This window comes from Caballeronia sp. INML1 (assembly GCF_023631085.1).
Lineage (GTDB): Bacteria > Pseudomonadota > Gammaproteobacteria > Burkholderiales > Burkholderiaceae > Caballeronia > Caballeronia turbans.
Genome location: NZ_JALQDT010000038.1, coordinates 1 through 16,337, shown reverse-complemented (window position 1 = coordinate 16,337; position 16,337 = coordinate 1). Strand labels below are relative to the sequence as shown.

Genomic DNA, 16,337 nt, shown 5'->3' with positions numbered 1-16,337 from the left:
ACGGAAAACCAGCATGTCTATCAAGATTCGCAAACTCGATTCCAGCACCGATGGTTTTCACAAGGCGCTGCGTGCCGTGCTCGCGTTCGAAGCGAGCGAGGACGAGGCAATCGAGCGTTCGGTCGCGCAAATTCTCGCGGATGTGAAGGCGCGCGGCGACGCGGCCGTGCTCGAATACACCAACAAGTTCGATCGTCTGAAGGCGGAGAGCGTCGCGGCGCTCGAATTGCCGCTGTCCGAAATGGAAGCCGCGCTCGAAGGGCTCGAGCCGAAGCGCCGCGCGGCGCTCGAAGCGGCGGCGGCGCGCGTGCGCGGCTATCACGAGAAGCAGCGCATCGAGTGCGGCAGCCATAGCTGGCAATACACCGAAGCCGACGGCACCGTGCTCGGCCAGAAAGTCATGCCGCTCGATCGCGCGGGCATCTACGTGCCGGGCGGCAAGGCGGCGTATCCGTCGTCGGTTTTGATGAACGCGATTCCGGCGCGCGTTGCGGGCGTCAAGGAAATCGTGATGGTCGTGCCGACGCCGGACGGCGTGAAAAATCCGCTCGTGCTCGCAGCGGCGCTGCTCGGCGGCGTGGACCGTGTGTTCACGATCGGCGGGGCGCAGGCGGTCGGCGCGCTCGCGTACGGCACGCAAAGCGTGCCCGCGGTTGACAAGATCTGCGGTCCGGGCAACGCGTATGTCGCGTCGGCGAAGCGCCGCGTGTTCGGCACAGTCGGCATCGACATGATCGCGGGGCCGTCCGAGATTCTCGTCATCTGCGATGCCACCACCGATCCCCGCTGGGTCGCGATGGACCTCTTCTCGCAAGCCGAGCACGACGAGCTCGCGCAATCCATCCTGCTGTGCCCGGACGACAACTTCATCCAGCGTGTCGAGGATGCGATCGTCGAACTGCTTCCGTCGATGCCGCGCCGCGATGTCATTCAGCGTTCGCTCGAAGATCGCGGCGCGCTCATCAAGGTGAAGGACATGGCCGAAGCGTGCTTGATCGCCAACGACATCGCGCCGGAGCACCTCGAAATTTCCGCGCTCGATCCGCATCAGTGGGCCGCGCAGATTCACAATGCCGGCGCGATGTTCCTCGGCCGCTACACGAGCGAAAGTCTCGGCGACTACTGCGCCGGCCCGAACCACGTGCTGCCGACGTCGCGCACCGCGCGCTTTTCGTCGCCGCTCGGCGTGTACGATTTCATGAAGCGTTCGAGCGTGATCGAAGTGAGCGCGGACGGCGCGCAGACGCTCGGCGAAATCGCGGCGGAACTGGCATACGGCGAAGGCTTGCAGGCGCATGCGCGCAGTGCGGAATACCGGATGAAAAACGTCGGCTGAAAAAAAAGCCGGCCCGAATGAACAAGGCGGCCTGAGAGCCGCCGCCCCACCGGCGAGAGAGACGCCGGGAAATCATGACCACACCACAAGACATCATTCGTCCCGACGTCCTCGCGATGACGAGCTATCCCGTGGCCGACTCCACGGGCCTCATCAAGCTCGACGCGATGGAAAATCCCTACAGCTTGCCCGCCGATCTCGCCAAACGTCTGGGCGCGCATCTCGCGGGCGTCACGCTGAATCGCTATCCGGCGCCACGCCCGGCGGATTTGCTCTCGAAGATCAAGCGCAAGATGCAGTTGCCCGACGCGTGCGACGTGCTGCTCGGCAACGGCTCGGACGAACTGATCAGCATGATGTCGGTCGCGTGTTCGAAGCCGGGCGCGAAGGTCGTCGCGCCGGTGCCGGGCTTCGTGATGTACGAAATGTCGGCGAAGTTCGCGCATCTCGACTTCATCGGCGTGCCGCTGAAGGCGGACTTCACGCTCGACGCCGACGCGCTGATCGCCGCCGTCGAAGAACACGAGCCGGCGCTCGTGTACCTCGCGTATCCGAACAACCCGACCGGCACGCTCTACGACGACACCGACATGGCCCGCGTGATCGACGCGGCGCGCAAGAGTCTCGTGGTAATCGACGAGGCGTATCAGCCGTTCGCCGGCAAGAGCTGGATGCCGCGCGCGGCGGAGTTCGATAACGTCGTCGTGGTGCGGACCGTCTCGAAGCTCGGGCTTGCGGGCATCCGCCTGGGTTACATGGCGGGCCGTCCTTCGTGGATCATGCAGTTCGACAAGGTGCGCCCGCCGTACAACATCAATGTGCTGACGCAGGCGACCGCCGATTTCCTGCTCGATCACCTCGACGTGCTCGACGCACAGGCCGCCGATCTGCGCGCGCAACGCGCCGCGCTCGCGCGAGAAGTCGCCGCGCTTCCGGGCATGACGGTTTTTCCGAGCGCGGGCAATTTTCTGCTCGTGCGCGTGCCGGACGCCGCCGTTGCTTTCGAAACCCTTCTGACTTCGCGGGTTCTGATCAAAAACGTGAGTAAAATGCATCCATTGCTGGTTAACTGCGTGCGTTTGACGGTCGGAACGGCTGAAGAAAACGCACATATGGTCGCGGCGCTGAAAAAGCTCGCACCCAACTGAATCCCTACTTTCGAAAGTCTCAAGGAATCACCATGCGCATTGCGGAAGTCGTTCGCAACACCAGCGAAACGCAGATCCGTGTGAAGCTCGACCTGGACGGCACCGGCAAGCAGAAGCTCGCCACCGGCGTCCCGTTCCTCGATCACATGCTCGACCAGATCGCCCGTCACGGGCTCATCGATCTCGACATCGAAGCGCATGGCGACCTCCATATCGACGATCACCATACCGTCGAAGACACCGGCATCACGTTGGGGCAGGCGGTGGCGAAGGCCATCGGCGATCGCAAGGGCATTCGCCGTTACGGACATTCGTACGTGCCGCTCGACGAAGCCCTGTCCCGCGTCGTGATCGATTTTTCCGGCCGGCCGGGTCTCGAGTTTCACGTGCCATTCACGCGCGCGCGCATCGGCACATTCGACGTCGACCTCACCATCGAATTCTTTCGCGGCTTCGTGAATCATGCCGGCGTGACGCTGCATATCGACAACCTGCGCGGCATCAACGCGCATCATCAGGTCGAGACCGTGTTCAAGGCGTTCGGCCGCGCGTTGCGCATGGCCGTCGAAATGGACGAGCGCGCGGCAGGACAGATTCCGTCGACCAAGGGCAGTCTCTGATCGACTCACGCTGATTCGGCGCGCGCGTCGACAACACGATGGATCTGTTCAAGTCGTTCATATCGTTGCTCGCGCTGATCAACCCGATCGGCGCGATACCGTTTTTTCTGAGCCTGACCTCGCAGCAGTCCGAGATCGAGAGACGCAACACGATTCGCGTCGCGTCCATTTCGGTGTTTTGCGTGATCGCGGTGACGGCGCTGCTCGGGCAGCAGATCATTGCGTTCTTCGGCATTTCGGTCGGATCGTTCGAAGTGGGCGGCGGCATCATCATGCTGCTCATGGCAATCAGCATGTTGAACGCGCAGGTCGGCAACGCGCGCTCGACGGTGGAAGAACGCATGGAAGCCGAGGAACGCAACAGCATCGCGGTCGTGCCGCTCGCGATTCCGCTGCTCACCGGGCCGGGTTCCATCAGCACGGTGATCGTCTATGCTGCCAATGCGCAGCACTGGTACGACCGTTTCGGGCTCGTCGTGCTGGGCGCGATCATCGCGGGGCTGTGCTTCGGCGCGCTGAGTCTCGCCGAGCCGATCGCCCGCTGGGTCGGGCGCACGGGAATCAACATCGGCACGCGTCTCATGGGTTTGATGTTGTCCGCATTGGCGGTGGAGTTCATCGTCGACGGGTTGAAGGCCTTGATGCCATCTTTGAAATGAATACTTCGATTGCGATTGTTGATTACGGAATGGGCAACCTGCGCTCGGTCTATCAGGCGCTGAAAAAGGCTGCACCCGAAGCGAACGTGGCGATCGTCGATCAGCCGCAAGGCATCCATGCGGCGGATCGGGTCGTGTTGCCGGGACAGGGCGCGATGCGCGACTGCATGGCGCATCTGGCCGAATCCGGGCTTCAGGAAGCGGTGATGCAGGCGGCGCGCGAAAAACCGATGCTCGGCGTGTGCGTCGGCGAGCAAATGCTTTTCGACTGGAGCGAGGAAGGCGATACCAAGGGCCTGGGCCTCTTGCCCGGCAAAGTCGTCCGCTTCCAGCTCGACGGCCTGCTGCAGGACGACGGCTCGCGCTTCAAGGTGCCGCAAATGGGCTGGAACCGCGTTCGTCAGACGCAAGCGCATCCGATCTGGGACGGCGTCGCGGACGGCGCATTCTTCTATTTCGTGCATAGCTACTACGTGGTGCCGGACAATCCGGCGCACACGTCCGGCGAAACCGTGTACGGCAGCGCATTTACGTCGGCAGTTGCGCGCGACAATATCTTCGCGACCCAATTTCATCCGGAAAAGAGCGCGGATGCAGGCCTGCGTCTGTACCGGAATTTCGTGCACTGGAACCCGTGAAACGGCGCGTGCGCTAGCGTTTTCGCCTACTACTACGGGCGCATGACCGTTGCAAGACTTGTACTACACTAGCGAGACGGCTCGCGGCAGAGGCACGAAAGACCGCACGTGCGCCGTTTTGATCAACTTCACCCCGAAAATACGCGATACCTATGCTGCTCATTCCGGCCATCGATCTTAAGGACGGTCAGTGCGTGCGCCTCAAGCAAGGCGATATGGACCAGGCGACCATTTTTTCAGAAGATCCGGCAGCGATGGCCCGACATTGGGTCGATCGCGGCGCACGACGGCTGCATCTGGTCGATCTGAACGGCGCGTTTGCCGGCAAGCCGAGGAACGGCGACGCGATCCGCGCGATCCTCGACGAGGTGGGCAGCGAGATTCCCGTGCAACTGGGCGGCGGCATCCGTCACCTGGAAACCATCGAGCGCTATCTGGACGACGGCCTGTCGTACGTCATCATCGGCACTGCGGCGGTGAAGAATCCAGGCTTCCTGCAGGACGCGTGCAGCGCGTTCGGAGGGCACATCATCGTCGGGCTGGACGCGAAGGACGGCAAGGTCGCCACGGATGGCTGGAGCAAGCTGACGGGCCACGAAGTCGTCGATCTCGGCCGCAAGTTCGAGGACTACGGCTGCGAATCGATCATTTATACGGATATCGGCCGGGACGGGATGCTTCAGGGCATCAACATCGACGCGACCGTGCGCCTCGCGCAGGCGGTGAAGATTCCGGTGATCGCGAGCGGCGGGCTGTCGAGCATCGCGGATATCGAGTCGCTCTGCGAGGTCGAGGACGAAGGCATCGAAGGGGTGATCTGCGGCCGCGCGATCTATTCCGGCGACCTCGATTTCAAGGCCGCCCAGACACGCGCCGACGCGCTGCGCGAAGCCGACGGCGCTTGAAGACGCCTGAGCGCGAGCACATCTGAGCAGCACTCCGGGCGGCCGCGACGCCGCCCTTACTTTGTAAGTGGCAAGAACATGGCTCTCGCAAAACGCATCATTCCCTGCCTGGACGTGACCGCCGGTCGCGTCGTGAAGGGCGTCAACTTCGTCGAGCTGCGCGATGCGGGCGATCCCGTCGAAATCGCGCGTCGTTACGACGACCAGGGCGCCGACGAACTCACGTTCCTCGATATCACCGCGACTTCCGATCAACGCGATCTCATTCTGCCGATCATCGAGTCGGTGGCGTCGCAGGTGTTCATTCCGCTGACCGTCGGCGGCGGCGTGCGCGCTGTCGAGGATGTGCGGCGTTTGCTCAACGCGGGCGCGGACAAGATCAGCATGAATTCCTCGGCGGTCGCGAATCCGCAGCTCGTGCGCGACGCGTCGGACAAGCACGGCTCGCAGTGCATCGTCGTCGCGATCGACGCCAAGCGTGTGTCGGCCGAGGGCGAGACGCCGCGCTGGGAAGTGTTCACGCACGGTGGCCGCAAGGCGACGGGCATCGACGCGATCGAATGGGCGCGCAAGATGGCCGAGTACGGCGCGGGCGAAATTCTTCTGACCAGCATGGACCGCGACGGCACCAAGGCCGGGTTCGATCTCGCCCTGACGCGCGCCGTATCGGACGCGGTGCCGGTGCCGGTGATCGCATCGGGCGGCGTGGGATCGTTGCAGCATCTCGCGGACGGCGTCGTCGAAGGCCACGCGGACGCGGTGCTTGCCGCGAGCATCTTTCACTACGGCGAGCATACGGTCGGCGAGGCGAAGCGCTTCATGGCCGATCACGGCATTTCGGTAAGGACGTAAGCGGTGAGCGATCAAATGACTTGGCTCGACAAGGTGAAGTGGGACGCGAGCGGCCTCGTGCCGGTGATCGCGCAGGAAGCGTCGACCAACGACGTGCTGATGTTCGCGTGGATGAATCGCGAGGCGCTCGCGAAGACCATCGAACTGAAGCGCGCGGTGTACTTCTCGCGCTCGCGTCAGCGCCTGTGGTTCAAGGGCGAGGAATCGGGTCACGTGCAGCATGTCCACGACGTGCGCCTCGACTGCGACGAAGACGTCGTGCTGCTCAAGGTCGAGCAGGTATCGGGCATCGCGTGCCACACCGGCCGCCATTCCTGTTTTTTCCAGAAATTCGAAGGCACGGCGGAGAGCGGCGAGTGGGTCGCTGTCGAGCCGGTCCTGAAAGACCCAGAAAGCATTTACAAATGACGCAAGCCAATACGCTCGACACGCTGCTGCGCCTCGCCTCCGTTATCGACAGTCGCAAGGGCGGCGATCCGGAACAATCCTATGTTTCCCGACTCTTTCATAAAGGCGACGATGCTGTCCTGAAGAAGATCGGCGAGGAAGCGACGGAAGTCGTGCTCGCCGCGAAGGACGCGCGTCATGGCGGCGCGCCGAAAGCGCTCGTCAGTGAAGTCGCTGATTTGTGGTTTCATTGTCTCGTGATGCTGTCGCATTTCGACCTGAGCCCCGCCGACGTGGTCGCGGAACTGGAACGTCGCGAAGGCCTGTCGGGGCTCGAGGAGAAGGCGCTGCGCAAGTCGCGCCAGCGCGAGCAAAGCGGCAGCTGACGAGCGTCTCGCCTCGAGCGAAGGAGGGCAGCATGAACCGGCAGTACGAACCTTATCCGCCACCCGTCGTTCAGAACTCGGATGACCCGGAGCGTCTGCGCAACATGCGCACGTTCACCCACGTTCTGTACGCGTTGTATGCCGTCTACTGGCTCACCGGGGGGCTGACCGGCCTGGTCGCCATCATCCTCAACTACGTCAAGCGAAGCGACGCCGCCGGCACCCCCTATGAGGATCACTTCACCTGGCAGATCCGCACGTTCTGGTGGGCGGTGCTGGGTCATGTGATCGGCTTTGCGACGATCTGGATCGGCATCGGCTTCCTGATTCTCGCCGCGGTCAGCATCTGGACGCTCTATCGCATCATCAAGGGCTGGTTGTATCTCTACGAGGACAAGGCGATCGAACCGCGCGCCTGGTTCTGAATACGCTTCGATCAATCTGGCCCGGGAACGGGAGACACACGGGACATACATGAGTCAAGACAACTGCATTTTCTGCAAGATCGCCACGGGCCAGCTGCCGAGCACGAAGGTTTATGAGGACGACGAGTTCGTCGCCTTCAACGACATCAACCCGGCAGCGCCGGTGCATGTGCTGGTGATTCCGCGCAAGCATATTGAAACACTTTCCCACTGCACAGAAAGTGACAGTCCGCTGCTTGGTAGAATGGTGAGTCTCGTCGGACGTTTGGCGAAAGATCTGGGTGTCTCCTACACGGGAGGGAACACCGGTTTTCGCACGGTAATTAATACCGGACCGGGCGGCGGGCAGGAGGTGTATCACATCCACGCGCATTTGTTGGCCGGCGAGCGCCCGTGGCGCCGAATGGGGTAATGCTGCAATCTGCGTCTGCATTCTCCTTTCCAATGAAATATTGGGCGAGCAAAATCGATAGTTGAAGTCGAGGCGGTCAGCCTTGGCTCAGGCCGCGAGGCCAGTCTTCCGCTTTAGATACCCAAATCGGGGCGGAATCACGGAGAGTTTTCATTCATGGGTTCGTTAAGCATTTGGCATTGGTTGATCGTTCTGTTGATCGTGGCGCTCGTGTTCGGCACCAAGAAACTGCGCAATATCGGCGGCGATCTGGGCGGCGCGGTGAAGGGTTTCAAGGAAGGCATGCGCGAAGGCGAGACGCCGGCAAACACGACCGATCAGCGCGAGCTGCCGCGTAACGGCGCCGTTGACGTCGAAGCGAAGGACAAGTCCCGCCCGGGCGACTACCGCTAATCCGTCCGCCGACGGTAACCCTCCACTCTTCGTTCAATGCTCGATCTCGGTCTGACCAAAATGGCGGTCATCGGCGTCGTCGCGCTGGTGGTTCTCGGGCCGGAGCGCCTGCCGGGCGTCGCTCGCACGGCGGGGGCGCTGTTCGGGCGCGCGCAGCGTTATATCAACGACGTCAAATCGGAAGTGGCACGCGAGATGGAACTCGATGAGCTGAAGAAAATGCGCACCGAGTTCGAAACCGCGGCGTCCAACGTCGAATCGACGATTCACGACACGCTGCGTCGCCACGAGTCCGAACTGAACGATGCGTGGAAAGAGGGCACGTCGGTCGCGCCGAGCATCGCGGGTAGCGCGGGCGAACAGGCGGACAGCGCCGCGTCGGACAAGCCCTGGGCGAGCACGTCGTCATCGACGTCGACCAGGCGCAAGAACTGGCGCGTGAAGCAGGCAGCGATTCCGAACTGGTACAAGCGCACGACTTCTCGTCGCACGCGGGTCCAGTCGGGCGCGGCGCGCGTCGCTCGTCATACGCCAGCCACCCTGCGCCGGCAGACGAAGTTCTTCTGAGCGAGCCGCGATTCCTTCATCGATGATTTCTACCGAGGGCCGGCGTGAGCGACCCGCAACACAATAAAGAAGAGCCCGTCGAAGAGACGTTCATTTCGCATCTCGTCGAATTGCGCGACCGCATCATTCGCGCGGGCGCTTCAGTCATCGTCGTATTCATCGGGCTGGTGTACTGGGCGCCGGACATCTTCAAGCTGCTGGCCCGTCCGCTGATGCAGAACCTGCCAGCCGACGGCAAGATGATCGTCACCGACGTCACCGGCTCGTTCTTCGTGCCGATGAAGGTGACAATGCTCGTCGCCTTCGTGATCGCGCTGCCGATCGTGCTGTATCAGGTCTGGGCCTTCGTCGCGCCGGGGCTGTATCAGCACGAGAAGAAGCTCGTCGGGCCGCTCGTCTTCAGCAGCTACACGCTTTTCCTGTGCGGCATGGCGTTCGCCTACTTCGTCGTGTTCCCCACTATTTTCCGCGTGATGGCGCATTACAACGCGCCGCTGGGCGCGGAGATGACAACGGACATCGACAACTACCTGAGCTTCGTGCTGACGATGTTCATCGCGTTCGGGGTGACGTTCGAGGTTCCGATCGTCGTCGTGCTGCTGGCGCGCATGGGCGTCGTGTCGATCCAGAAGCTCAAGCAGATCCGCCCATACGTGATCGTCGGCGCGTTCGTCATCTCGGCTGTCGTGACGCCGCCCGACGTTTTCTCGCAACTGATTCTCGCGATTCCGCTCGTCATTCTTTATGAGGCGGGCATCATTGCGGCACGGCTCGTGGTCGGCAAGGAGCAGATCAAGAACGAGGAGCCGGCGGCGGAGTAGGTGCGGCGTATTGTCGCGGTGAGCGCCGGCTTGCCGGATACAAAAAAGGCAGCTTCGAGTGATCGAAGCTGCCTTTTTGTTTTGTGAATGCGGCGTTTATTCGTCGCCCTGGTCACCCTGATCGCCTTGATCTTCGTCCGGCATCTGTGGTGCGCGCGGCGGCGCGGGACGCTTGCCGATCATCACGTTGACGTCGAGTTCCTTGTTCTTGCGCATCAGATGAACCTTGACCGACGTGCCCGGCTTGATCTGCGCGACGACGTTGAGCAGGCGCGTCGTGTCGGTGATGGTGTCTTCGTTGATGGACACGAGGATGTCGCCCGGCCTGATACCCGCCTTGTCCGCCGGACCGCCTTGCAGCACGCCGGCGACGATCGCGCCGGATTTCTGATCCAGCCCGAACGATTCGGCGATCTCCGGGGTCACGTCCTGCGGCTCCACGCCAATCCAGCCACGCGTGACGGTGCCCGTCGTGATGATGCTTTCCAGTACGCTGCGCGCGGTCGACACGGGAATCGCGAAGCCGATGCCGAGCGAGCCGCCGCTGCGCGAATAGATTGCCGTGTTGATGCCGAGCAGATTGCCGTTCACGTCCACCAGCGCACCGCCCGAGTTGCCGGGATTGATGGCTGCATCCGTCTGGATGAAGTTCTCGAAGGTGTTGATGCCGAGGTGATTGCGTCCGAGCGCGCTGACGATGCCCATCGTGACCGTCTGGCCGACGCCGAACGGATTGCCGATCGCGAGTACGACATCGCCGACGCGCGTCTGGTCCATGCGCCCGAGCGTGATGCTCGGCAGATTGGTCATGTTGATCTTGAGCACGGCGAGGTCGGTTTCCGGATCGACGCCGATCACTTTTGCGCTGGCCGTGCGACCATCGGCGAGCGCGACTTCGATTTGATCCGCACCGTCGACGACATGCTGGTTCGTTAGAATGTAACCTTCCGAGCTGACGATGACGCCGGAGCCGAGGTTCGACGCCGGCGGCTCGTCGCTCTTGCGTTTGTTCTTGTCACCGAAGAAATAGCGGAACAGCGGGTCTTTCGCACGCGGATCGGGCGGCAGATTGCCGTCCTTGCTGGAGAACACGTTCACGACGGCCGGCATCGCCTTTTGCGCGCCTTCCGAGTAGGACGATTGAACCGGGCGCGAGCCGATGCTCGGCGCCACTTCCTGCAACGCGACGATCGGCTCGGCAAGCTGCTTGCCGAATTGACCCTGACGTTGAAGCCACTGCGGTTTCAAGGTCGCGATGATGAACATCAGGGCCAAAAGCACGGTGACCGCTTGGGCAAAAAATAGCCAGAAGCGTCTAAGCATTTGAAGGGATAGAGGATTTCATGGATCGGATCGAACTCGAATTGTATCTGAACAATCTGCTGGAAATCGGCCGCTTCAAGGACTATTGCCCGAACGGTCTGCAGGTCGAAGGCGCGCGCCGCGTGCAGAAGATCGCAACCGGTGTGACGGCCTCGCAGGCTTTCCTGGAGGCCGCGCTGGAATGGGGCGCGGACACCGTCCTCGTGCATCACGGCTACTTCTGGCGCAACGAGGCGCCGCAGATCACGGGGCGCAAGTATCGTCGGTTGCGCACGCTGATCGCCAACGACATCAATCTCTTCGCCTACCATCTTCCGCTCGATTCGCACCCGGAGTTCGGCAACAACGCGCAGATCGGTGCGCGCCTCGGGCTGATCGCGGACGGCCGTTTCGCCGATCAGGATCTCGGCTGGGTCGCGACGCTCGCGATGCCGCTTTCGCTCGAGCACTTCGGCGCGATGGTCGAGAACGCGCTTGGCAGGAAGCCTCTCGTGTTCGGCGATACGAACAGGGAATTGCGACGCGTGGCGTGGTGCACGGGCGGCGCGCAGGGCTATTTCGAAGACGCGATAGCGGCGCGCGCCGACGTCTATCTGAGCGGCGAGGTCTCGGAGCAGACCATGCATATCGCGGCGGAGTCGGGCGTGGCGTATATCGCGGCCGGGCATCACGCGACGGAGCGTTACGGCGTGCAGGCCGTCGGCGCGCATCTGTCGGAGCAGTTCGATATCGAACATCTTTTTATCGATATCGATAATCCGGTTTAATACGCTGTTAAGCCGGCGCGCCCATTATTTGGCGCTTGCAGTTGACTTAAACGAACGCTTCACGATATTGCGCGAAAAACGTGGGGGAAACCCTGAAGCATCAATCACTTCGAGTGATTTTTTGCTAGGCGGCCCTTGTAAATGCTAACTCCATTCGCGCACACTAACGGCGAACAACTGATGTGACGGTATAAATCCAACTCAGAAGTGGGGCGTGTGATGCGAGACAAGGATGAAAAACGCGTCGACGGCGGCCGCCGTACCTGGCTGATTGCGACGACCGCAGCAGGTGGTTTCGGAGCTGTGGCAACCGTGGTTCCTTTTGTAGGTTCGTTTGCTCCATCGGAGAAGGCCAAGGCGGCGGGCGCGCCCGTCGAGGTCGATATCAGCGGACTCAAGCCGGGCGAAATGATGACCGTTGCCTGGCGCGGCAAGCCGGTGTGGATCGTCAACCGCACCGACGAAATGCTGGCCGACGTCAAGAAGGCCGACAACGAAGTCGCTGACCCGAAGTCCAAGATGGAATTTTCGATGCCGTTGCCGGAGTACTGCAACAACGAGTATCGCTCGCGCGCCGATCACAAGAACATTCTCGTGGCGGTCGCGGTGTGCACCCATCTGGGCTGCACGCCGACGCCGCGTTTCCAGGAGGGTGCGCAACCCAATCTCCCCGATAACTGGCCGGGCGGCTTCCTTTGCCCGTGCCACGGCTCGACCTATGACATGGCCGGCCGCGTCTTCAAGAACAAGCCCGCGCCGCAGAACCTGGACATTCCACCGTTCATGTTCACCTCCGCGACGCAACTCGTGATCGGCAAGGACGAAAAGGGAGAGGCGTAAATGGCGACCGCAGACAAGGAAGTGGAGACAACGGGCTTGACCGGTTGGATCGACCGCCGGTTTCCGATGACCTCGACCTGGAAGAAGCACGTTTCCGAGTACTACGCGCCGAAGAACTTCAACTTCTGGTACTTCTTCGGCTCGCTGGCGCTGCTGGTGCTGGTGAATCAGATTGTCACCGGCATTTTCCTGACGATGAATTACAAGCCCGATGCGACGCTTGCGTTCGCATCGGTCGAGTACATCATGCGCGAGGTGCCGTGGGGCTGGCTCATCCGCTACATGCACTCGACGGGCGCGTCGATGTTCTTCGTCGTCGTATATCTCCATATGTTCCGCGGGCTGATGTACGGGTCGTATCGCAAGCCGCGCGAACTCGTATGGATCTTCGGGTGCGCGATCTTCCTGTGCCTCATGGCCGAAGCGTTCTTCGGTTATCTGCTGCCGTGGGGGCAGATGTCGTTCTGGGGCGCGCAGGTTATCGTGAACCTGTTCTCGGCGATTCCGTTCATCGGCCCGGATCTGTCCTTGTGGATTCGCGGCGATTACGTCGTGTCGGATGTCACGCTGAACCGCTTCTTCGCGTTCCACGTGATTGCGATTCCGCTCGTGCTGATCGGACTCGTCGTCGCGCATCTGGTCGCGCTCCATGAAGTCGGCTCGAACAATCCGGACGGCATCGAGATCAAGGCGAAGAAGGGGCCGGACGGCATTCCGCTCGACGGCATTCCGTTTCATCCGTACTACTCGGTGCACGACTTCATGGGCGTGTGCGTGTTCCTGCTGATCTTTGCGGCGATCATCTTCTTCGCGCCGGAAATGGGCGGCTACTTCCTCGAAGCCAACAATTTCGTGCCGGCCAACCCGCTGCAGACGCCGCCCGAGATCGCGCCCGTGTGGTACTTCACCGCGTTCTACGCGATGCTTCGCGCCACCACCGATCCGTTCAAGATCGTGCTGATGATCGTCATCGCACTGCTCGGACTGCTTGCGCTGGTGAAGGGGCGCGGCAAGTGGCGCCTTGGCCTGCCGGTGCTCGCGGTTCTCGTGCTGATTTTCATGGCGCTGACGGAATCGAAATTCTGGGGCGTGGTCGTGATGGGCACGGCGGTCGTGTCGCTGTTCTTCCTGCCGTGGCTCGATCGCAGTCCGGTGAAATCGATCCGCTACCGACCGCTCTTCCACAAGGTCTTCTACGCGATCTTCATCTTCGCGTTTCTAATGCTCGGCTTCCTGGGCACGCGACCGCCATCGCCGGCCGCGACGCTGATCGCGCAGATCTGCGCGTTGATCTATTTCGCGTTCTTCCTCGGCATGCCTTTCTGGACGCCGCGCGGCAGGTTCAGGACGCCGCCTGAGCGAGTGCACTACAAACCTCACTGAGCGCACGTCCGGAGACGAATACGATGAAAAAATGGCTCTCTACAATAGCGATGATCGGTGCGGCGCTGCTCTCGTTCGGTGCGGCGCCGGCTTTTGCGCAGGAAGAGGCGGTGCTCGACCGGGCGCCCGCTAGTTCGGACAATCTCGCGTCCTTGCAGCATGGCGCCCAGGTTTTTGTAAACTACTGTCTGAACTGCCACAGCGCGAATCTGATGCGGTACAACCGGCTGACCGACATCGGCATCAGCGAAAAGCAGATTCAGGAGAACCTGCTTTTCTCGACCGACAAGGTCGGCAACACGATGTCCATCGCGATGCGCCCCGAGGATGCGAAAGCCTGGTTCGGCGCGTCGCCGCCGGATTTATCGGTCGAGGCGCGGGCGCGCGGCAACGACTGGCTCTATACGTACTTGCGGAGTTTTTATCGCGATCCGACGCGGCCGACCGGCTGGAACAACCGCGTGTATGAGAATGTCGGCATGCCGCACGTGCTCTGGACTCTGCAAGGAATTCGGGATGCGAAATTCGAGACCGATACGGACGAAAAGACCGGCGAAAAGGTAAGAAGATTCGTCGGTTACACTCAGGTTGCGCCTGGTGCCATGTCATCCGTGGATTATGATTCAACTGTGGCCGATCTCGTTTCGTACATGTCGTGGATGGCGGAGCCTGCGCAGCAGACGCGCAAGCGGCTCGGTGTCTGGGTTCTGCTGTTCCTGGCGCTGCTGAGTTTCCTCGCATGGCGCCTGAACGCGGCATACTGGAAAGATATCAAATAGCGCGCCTTCGAAGGCGTGGGTCGGCGCGACGACGTTTTCGGCGAGAAAACGCCGCGGCCGACCCTTCGAGTTTACTGAAGGAACTTTAAAAACATGATGGTTCTGTATTCCGGCACTACTTGCCCCTTCTCCCAGCGCTGCCGGCTGGTGTTGTTCGAAAAGGGCATGGATTTCGAGATTCGCGACGTTGACCTGTTCAACAAGCCGGAAGACATCGCGGTGATGAACCCATACGGACAGGTACCGATTCTCGTTGAGCGCGACCTGATCCTGTACGAGTCGAATATCATCAACGAGTATATCGACGAGCGTTTCCCGCACCCGCAACTCATGCCGGCAGACCCGGTGCAGCGCGCCCGCGCGCGCCTGTTCCTGCTGAACTTCGAGAAGGAGCTGTTCGTTCACGTCGGCACGCTCGAGAACGAGAAGGGCAAGGCCGCCGAGAAGAATCACGAGAAGGCGCGTAGCGCGATCCGCGATCGCCTCACGCAGCTCGCTCCGATCTTCCTGAAGAACAAGTACATGCTGGGCGAGGAGTTCTCGATGCTCGACGTCGCGATCGCGCCGCTGCTGTGGCGTCTGGATCACTACGGCATCGAGCTGTCGAAGAACGCCGCACCGTTGATGAAGTACGCCGAGCGGATTTTCAGCCGCCCGGCTTATATTGAAGCGCTGACGCCTTCCGAAAAGGTGATGCGTCGATAGTTTGAGTGCGTTGGGACGCGGCGGCGCGGTTTCGTGCCGCCGCATTCCGGCAGAGGAAAGTTGATGCAAGAGATTTCCACCAAGCCGTATTTGTTGCGCGCGCTGTACGAGTGGTGCACGGACAACGGTTTTACGCCCCATATCGCCGTGCGAGTCGATGCGGCGACGCGCGTTCCGCGTCAGTTCGTGCGCAACGACGAGATCGTGTTGAACATCAGTTTCGAGGCGACGAGCCAGCTGCAGATGGGCAACGAGTGGATCGAGTTCAGCGCGCGATTCTCCGGCAAGTCGCACAAGATCGAGGTGCAAGTCGCGAACGTTTTGGCTATCTACGCGCGCGAGAACGGACAAGGGATGGCGTTCCCGGTCGAGCAGACGCATTCTGGAGCGGAGTTGGCGAGCGCTCCCGTCGGGGGGCGATCGTCTGAGCGCGACACTCGGCAGATCGAGGAGCCAGCGGATGAGCGTGTGGATCCCGTGCCAAAGGATCAATCGCAAACGGACGCCGATGACGATGCTTCAAAATCCCCCGCGAGGTCTCACCTCAAAGTCGTTAAATGAAGTAGAATCTCGTCCTTCGCCGGCTTAGCTCATCTGGTAGAGCAGTTGATTTGTAATCATCAGGTGGCGGGTTCGAGTCCTGCAGCCGGCACCAAGATTTACGTCAACGGGTCGTGCGATGTCCGCACGACCCGTTTGATTTGAGTCGACAGGTCTTAGCAGTTTGAGTCGATAAGAAAATGCGTCGAATTCTTGTTGACACGAACCGAAATGTTGTTCATAATCTCGTTTCTCTGCTGCTGATGCAGCGACGCAAGACGGAAGGTGAGGTAGGGGTCTTGCGATGTGCTCTTTAAAAACTAACAGCCGATAAGTGTGGGCGCTTGATGTTGGGTGCGGTCTGGTTCTTCGGAGCTGGATATAGCGAAAGTATCAAGAGTCTCACACGAAGTATCAGAGGAAGGTTTTTCCATCTTTGGATGGAGTAAAT

At 61.1% G+C, this 16,337-nt stretch carries 21 protein-coding genes and 1 tRNA gene; 21 read left to right on the top strand and 1 reads right to left on the bottom strand.

Annotation, left to right across the window (positions count from 1 at the left end):
* Positions 1-13: 13 nt before the first annotated feature.
* From hisD to tatC, 14 genes are all read left to right on the top strand, one after another.
* Entirely contained in the window at positions 14-1,336 is a 1,323-nt protein-coding gene (gene hisD, locus NCR38_RS12075; RefSeq protein WP_250477148.1) for a histidinol dehydrogenase, read from the top strand.
* A 74-nt stretch (positions 1,337-1,410) separates the two neighbouring features.
* Entirely contained in the window at positions 1,411-2,484 is a 1,074-nt protein-coding gene (gene hisC / locus NCR38_RS12070) for a histidinol-phosphate transaminase (protein WP_250477147.1), read from the top strand.
* Between the two features lie 32 nt (positions 2,485-2,516).
* A complete protein-coding gene (gene hisB / locus NCR38_RS12065; RefSeq protein ID WP_035506636.1) occupies positions 2,517-3,104 on the top strand; it encodes an imidazoleglycerol-phosphate dehydratase HisB in 588 nt (195 codons plus the stop codon).
* 38 nt (positions 3,105-3,142) lie between these two features.
* Entirely contained in the window at positions 3,143-3,763 is a 621-nt protein-coding gene (locus NCR38_RS12060; protein WP_250477146.1) for a MarC family protein, read from the top strand.
* Positions 3,760-4,401 (top strand): imidazole glycerol phosphate synthase subunit HisH, encoded by a 642-nt coding sequence (gene hisH, locus NCR38_RS12055; protein WP_086961391.1) that lies wholly within the window; start codon positions 3,760-3,762, stop codon positions 4,399-4,401. The genes NCR38_RS12060 and hisH overlap by 4 nt, the downstream gene beginning before the upstream one ends.
* Before the next feature lie 152 nt (positions 4,402-4,553).
* Positions 4,554-5,306 (top strand): 1-(5-phosphoribosyl)-5-[(5-phosphoribosylamino)methylideneamino]imidazole-4-carboxamide isomerase, encoded by a 753-nt coding sequence (hisA, locus tag NCR38_RS12050; RefSeq protein WP_061120174.1) that lies wholly within the window; start codon positions 4,554-4,556, stop codon positions 5,304-5,306.
* Positions 5,307-5,384: 78 nt separating this feature from the next.
* Entirely contained in the window at positions 5,385-6,158 is a 774-nt protein-coding gene (hisF, locus tag NCR38_RS12045) for an imidazole glycerol phosphate synthase subunit HisF (protein WP_061120173.1), read from the top strand.
* 15 nt (positions 6,159-6,173) lie between these two features.
* Positions 6,174-6,566: a phosphoribosyl-AMP cyclohydrolase gene (gene hisI, locus NCR38_RS12040; protein WP_250477168.1), complete on the top strand. Its 393-nt coding sequence runs from the start codon at positions 6,174-6,176 to the stop codon at positions 6,564-6,566.
* Positions 6,563-6,931, top strand: coding sequence for a phosphoribosyl-ATP diphosphatase (locus NCR38_RS12035; RefSeq protein WP_250477145.1), 369 nt, complete (start codon positions 6,563-6,565; stop codon positions 6,929-6,931). The genes hisI and NCR38_RS12035 overlap by 4 nt, the downstream gene beginning before the upstream one ends.
* 32 nt (positions 6,932-6,963) lie before the next feature.
* Positions 6,964-7,356, top strand: a complete 393-nt coding sequence (locus NCR38_RS12030; RefSeq protein ID WP_061120171.1) for a hypothetical protein — start codon at positions 6,964-6,966, stop codon at positions 7,354-7,356.
* A gap of 49 nt (positions 7,357-7,405) precedes the next feature.
* The gene (locus NCR38_RS12025; RefSeq protein WP_061120170.1) at positions 7,406-7,768 is read left to right on the top strand and encodes a histidine triad nucleotide-binding protein; all 363 of its coding nucleotides are present in this window, start codon (positions 7,406-7,408) and stop codon (positions 7,766-7,768) included.
* A 156-nt stretch (positions 7,769-7,924) separates the two neighbouring features.
* Positions 7,925-8,161, top strand: a complete 237-nt coding sequence (gene tatA, locus NCR38_RS12020; RefSeq protein WP_061120169.1) for a Sec-independent protein translocase subunit TatA — start codon at positions 7,925-7,927, stop codon at positions 8,159-8,161.
* A 36-nt stretch (positions 8,162-8,197) separates the two neighbouring features.
* Complete coding sequence (tatB, locus tag NCR38_RS12015; protein WP_061120168.1) at positions 8,198-8,728, top strand: Sec-independent protein translocase protein TatB; 531 nt, start codon at positions 8,198-8,200, stop codon at positions 8,726-8,728.
* Positions 8,729-8,772: 44 nt separating this feature from the next.
* Positions 8,773-9,549, top strand: a complete 777-nt coding sequence (gene tatC, locus NCR38_RS12010) for a twin-arginine translocase subunit TatC (protein WP_061120167.1) — start codon at positions 8,773-8,775, stop codon at positions 9,547-9,549.
* 96 nt (positions 9,550-9,645) lie between these two features.
* On the opposite strand, the gene NCR38_RS12005 is transcribed toward tatC, so the two are convergent.
* Positions 9,646-10,872 carry a S1C family serine protease gene (locus tag NCR38_RS12005; protein ID WP_061120166.1) on the bottom strand — a complete coding sequence of 409 codons (1,227 nt, stop codon included), beginning with the start codon at positions 10,870-10,872 and terminating at the stop codon, positions 9,646-9,648.
* Between the two features lie 20 nt (positions 10,873-10,892).
* Here NCR38_RS12005 and NCR38_RS12000 point away from each other — a divergent pair, with 20 nt between their 5' ends.
* The 7 genes from NCR38_RS12000 to NCR38_RS11970 all read left to right on the top strand — a co-directional run bounded on the left by NCR38_RS12000 (position 10,893) and on the right by NCR38_RS11970 (position 16,001).
* Entirely contained in the window at positions 10,893-11,639 is a 747-nt protein-coding gene (locus NCR38_RS12000) for a Nif3-like dinuclear metal center hexameric protein (protein WP_061120165.1), read from the top strand.
* A gap of 219 nt (positions 11,640-11,858) precedes the next feature.
* The gene (gene petA, locus NCR38_RS11995; RefSeq protein ID WP_061120164.1) at positions 11,859-12,479 is read left to right on the top strand and encodes a ubiquinol-cytochrome c reductase iron-sulfur subunit; all 621 of its coding nucleotides are present in this window, start codon (positions 11,859-11,861) and stop codon (positions 12,477-12,479) included.
* A complete protein-coding gene (locus NCR38_RS11990; RefSeq protein ID WP_061120163.1) occupies positions 12,480-13,862 on the top strand; it encodes a cytochrome bc complex cytochrome b subunit in 1,383 nt (460 codons plus the stop codon). It abuts the gene before it with no gap.
* 23 nt (positions 13,863-13,885) lie between these two features.
* Positions 13,886-14,641, top strand: coding sequence for a cytochrome c1 (locus NCR38_RS11985; RefSeq protein ID WP_061120162.1), 756 nt, complete (start codon positions 13,886-13,888; stop codon positions 14,639-14,641).
* Between the two features lie 93 nt (positions 14,642-14,734).
* Entirely contained in the window at positions 14,735-15,346 is a 612-nt protein-coding gene (locus NCR38_RS11980; protein WP_008344155.1) for a glutathione S-transferase N-terminal domain-containing protein, read from the top strand.
* Positions 15,347-15,409: 63 nt separating this feature from the next.
* On the top strand, positions 15,410-15,907 hold the full coding sequence (locus NCR38_RS11975; protein ID WP_061120161.1) for a ClpXP protease specificity-enhancing factor: 498 nt from the start codon (positions 15,410-15,412) through the stop codon (positions 15,905-15,907).
* An 18-nt stretch (positions 15,908-15,925) separates the two neighbouring features.
* A tRNA-Thr gene (locus NCR38_RS11970) sits at positions 15,926-16,001 on the top strand.
* The last annotated feature ends 336 nt before the right edge of the window (positions 16,002-16,337 follow it).

Bases quoted from the DNA above. Each gene is read 5' to 3' on its own strand.
- NCR38_RS12025 (WP_061120170.1), top strand. From the start codon at position 7,406: ATGAGTCAAGACAACTGCATTTTCTGCAAGATCGCCACGGGCCAGCTG.
- NCR38_RS11980 (WP_008344155.1), top strand. From the start codon at position 14,735: ATGATGGTTCTGTATTCCGGCACTACTTGCCCCTTCTCCCAGCGCTGC.
- hisA (WP_061120174.1), top strand. From the start codon at position 4,554: ATGCTGCTCATTCCGGCCATCGATCTTAAGGACGGTCAGTGCGTGCGC.
- NCR38_RS11985 (WP_061120162.1), top strand. From the start codon at position 13,886: ATGAAAAAATGGCTCTCTACAATAGCGATGATCGGTGCGGCGCTGCTC.
- hisC (WP_250477147.1), top strand. From the start codon at position 1,411: ATGACCACACCACAAGACATCATTCGTCCCGACGTCCTCGCGATGACG.
- hisB (WP_035506636.1), top strand. From the start codon at position 2,517: ATGCGCATTGCGGAAGTCGTTCGCAACACCAGCGAAACGCAGATCCGT.
- tatA (WP_061120169.1), top strand. From the start codon at position 7,925: ATGGGTTCGTTAAGCATTTGGCATTGGTTGATCGTTCTGTTGATCGTG.
- hisI (WP_250477168.1), top strand. From the start codon at position 6,174: ATGACTTGGCTCGACAAGGTGAAGTGGGACGCGAGCGGCCTCGTGCCG.
- hisD (WP_250477148.1), top strand. From the start codon at position 14: ATGTCTATCAAGATTCGCAAACTCGATTCCAGCACCGATGGTTTTCAC.
- hisF (WP_061120173.1), top strand. From the start codon at position 5,385: ATGGCTCTCGCAAAACGCATCATTCCCTGCCTGGACGTGACCGCCGGT.
- NCR38_RS12000 (WP_061120165.1), top strand. From the start codon at position 10,893: ATGGATCGGATCGAACTCGAATTGTATCTGAACAATCTGCTGGAAATC.
- NCR38_RS12035 (WP_250477145.1), top strand. From the start codon at position 6,563: ATGACGCAAGCCAATACGCTCGACACGCTGCTGCGCCTCGCCTCCGTT.
- NCR38_RS12005 (WP_061120166.1), bottom strand. From the start codon at position 10,872: ATGCTTAGACGCTTCTGGCTATTTTTTGCCCAAGCGGTCACCGTGCTT.
- petA (WP_061120164.1), top strand. From the start codon at position 11,859: ATGCGAGACAAGGATGAAAAACGCGTCGACGGCGGCCGCCGTACCTGG.
- hisH (WP_086961391.1), top strand. From the start codon at position 3,760: ATGAATACTTCGATTGCGATTGTTGATTACGGAATGGGCAACCTGCGC.
- NCR38_RS12060 (WP_250477146.1), top strand. From the start codon at position 3,143: ATGGATCTGTTCAAGTCGTTCATATCGTTGCTCGCGCTGATCAACCCG.
- NCR38_RS11975 (WP_061120161.1), top strand. From the start codon at position 15,410: ATGCAAGAGATTTCCACCAAGCCGTATTTGTTGCGCGCGCTGTACGAG.
- tatB (WP_061120168.1), top strand. From the start codon at position 8,198: ATGCTCGATCTCGGTCTGACCAAAATGGCGGTCATCGGCGTCGTCGCG.
- NCR38_RS12030 (WP_061120171.1), top strand. From the start codon at position 6,964: ATGAACCGGCAGTACGAACCTTATCCGCCACCCGTCGTTCAGAACTCG.
- NCR38_RS11990 (WP_061120163.1), top strand. From the start codon at position 12,480: ATGGCGACCGCAGACAAGGAAGTGGAGACAACGGGCTTGACCGGTTGG.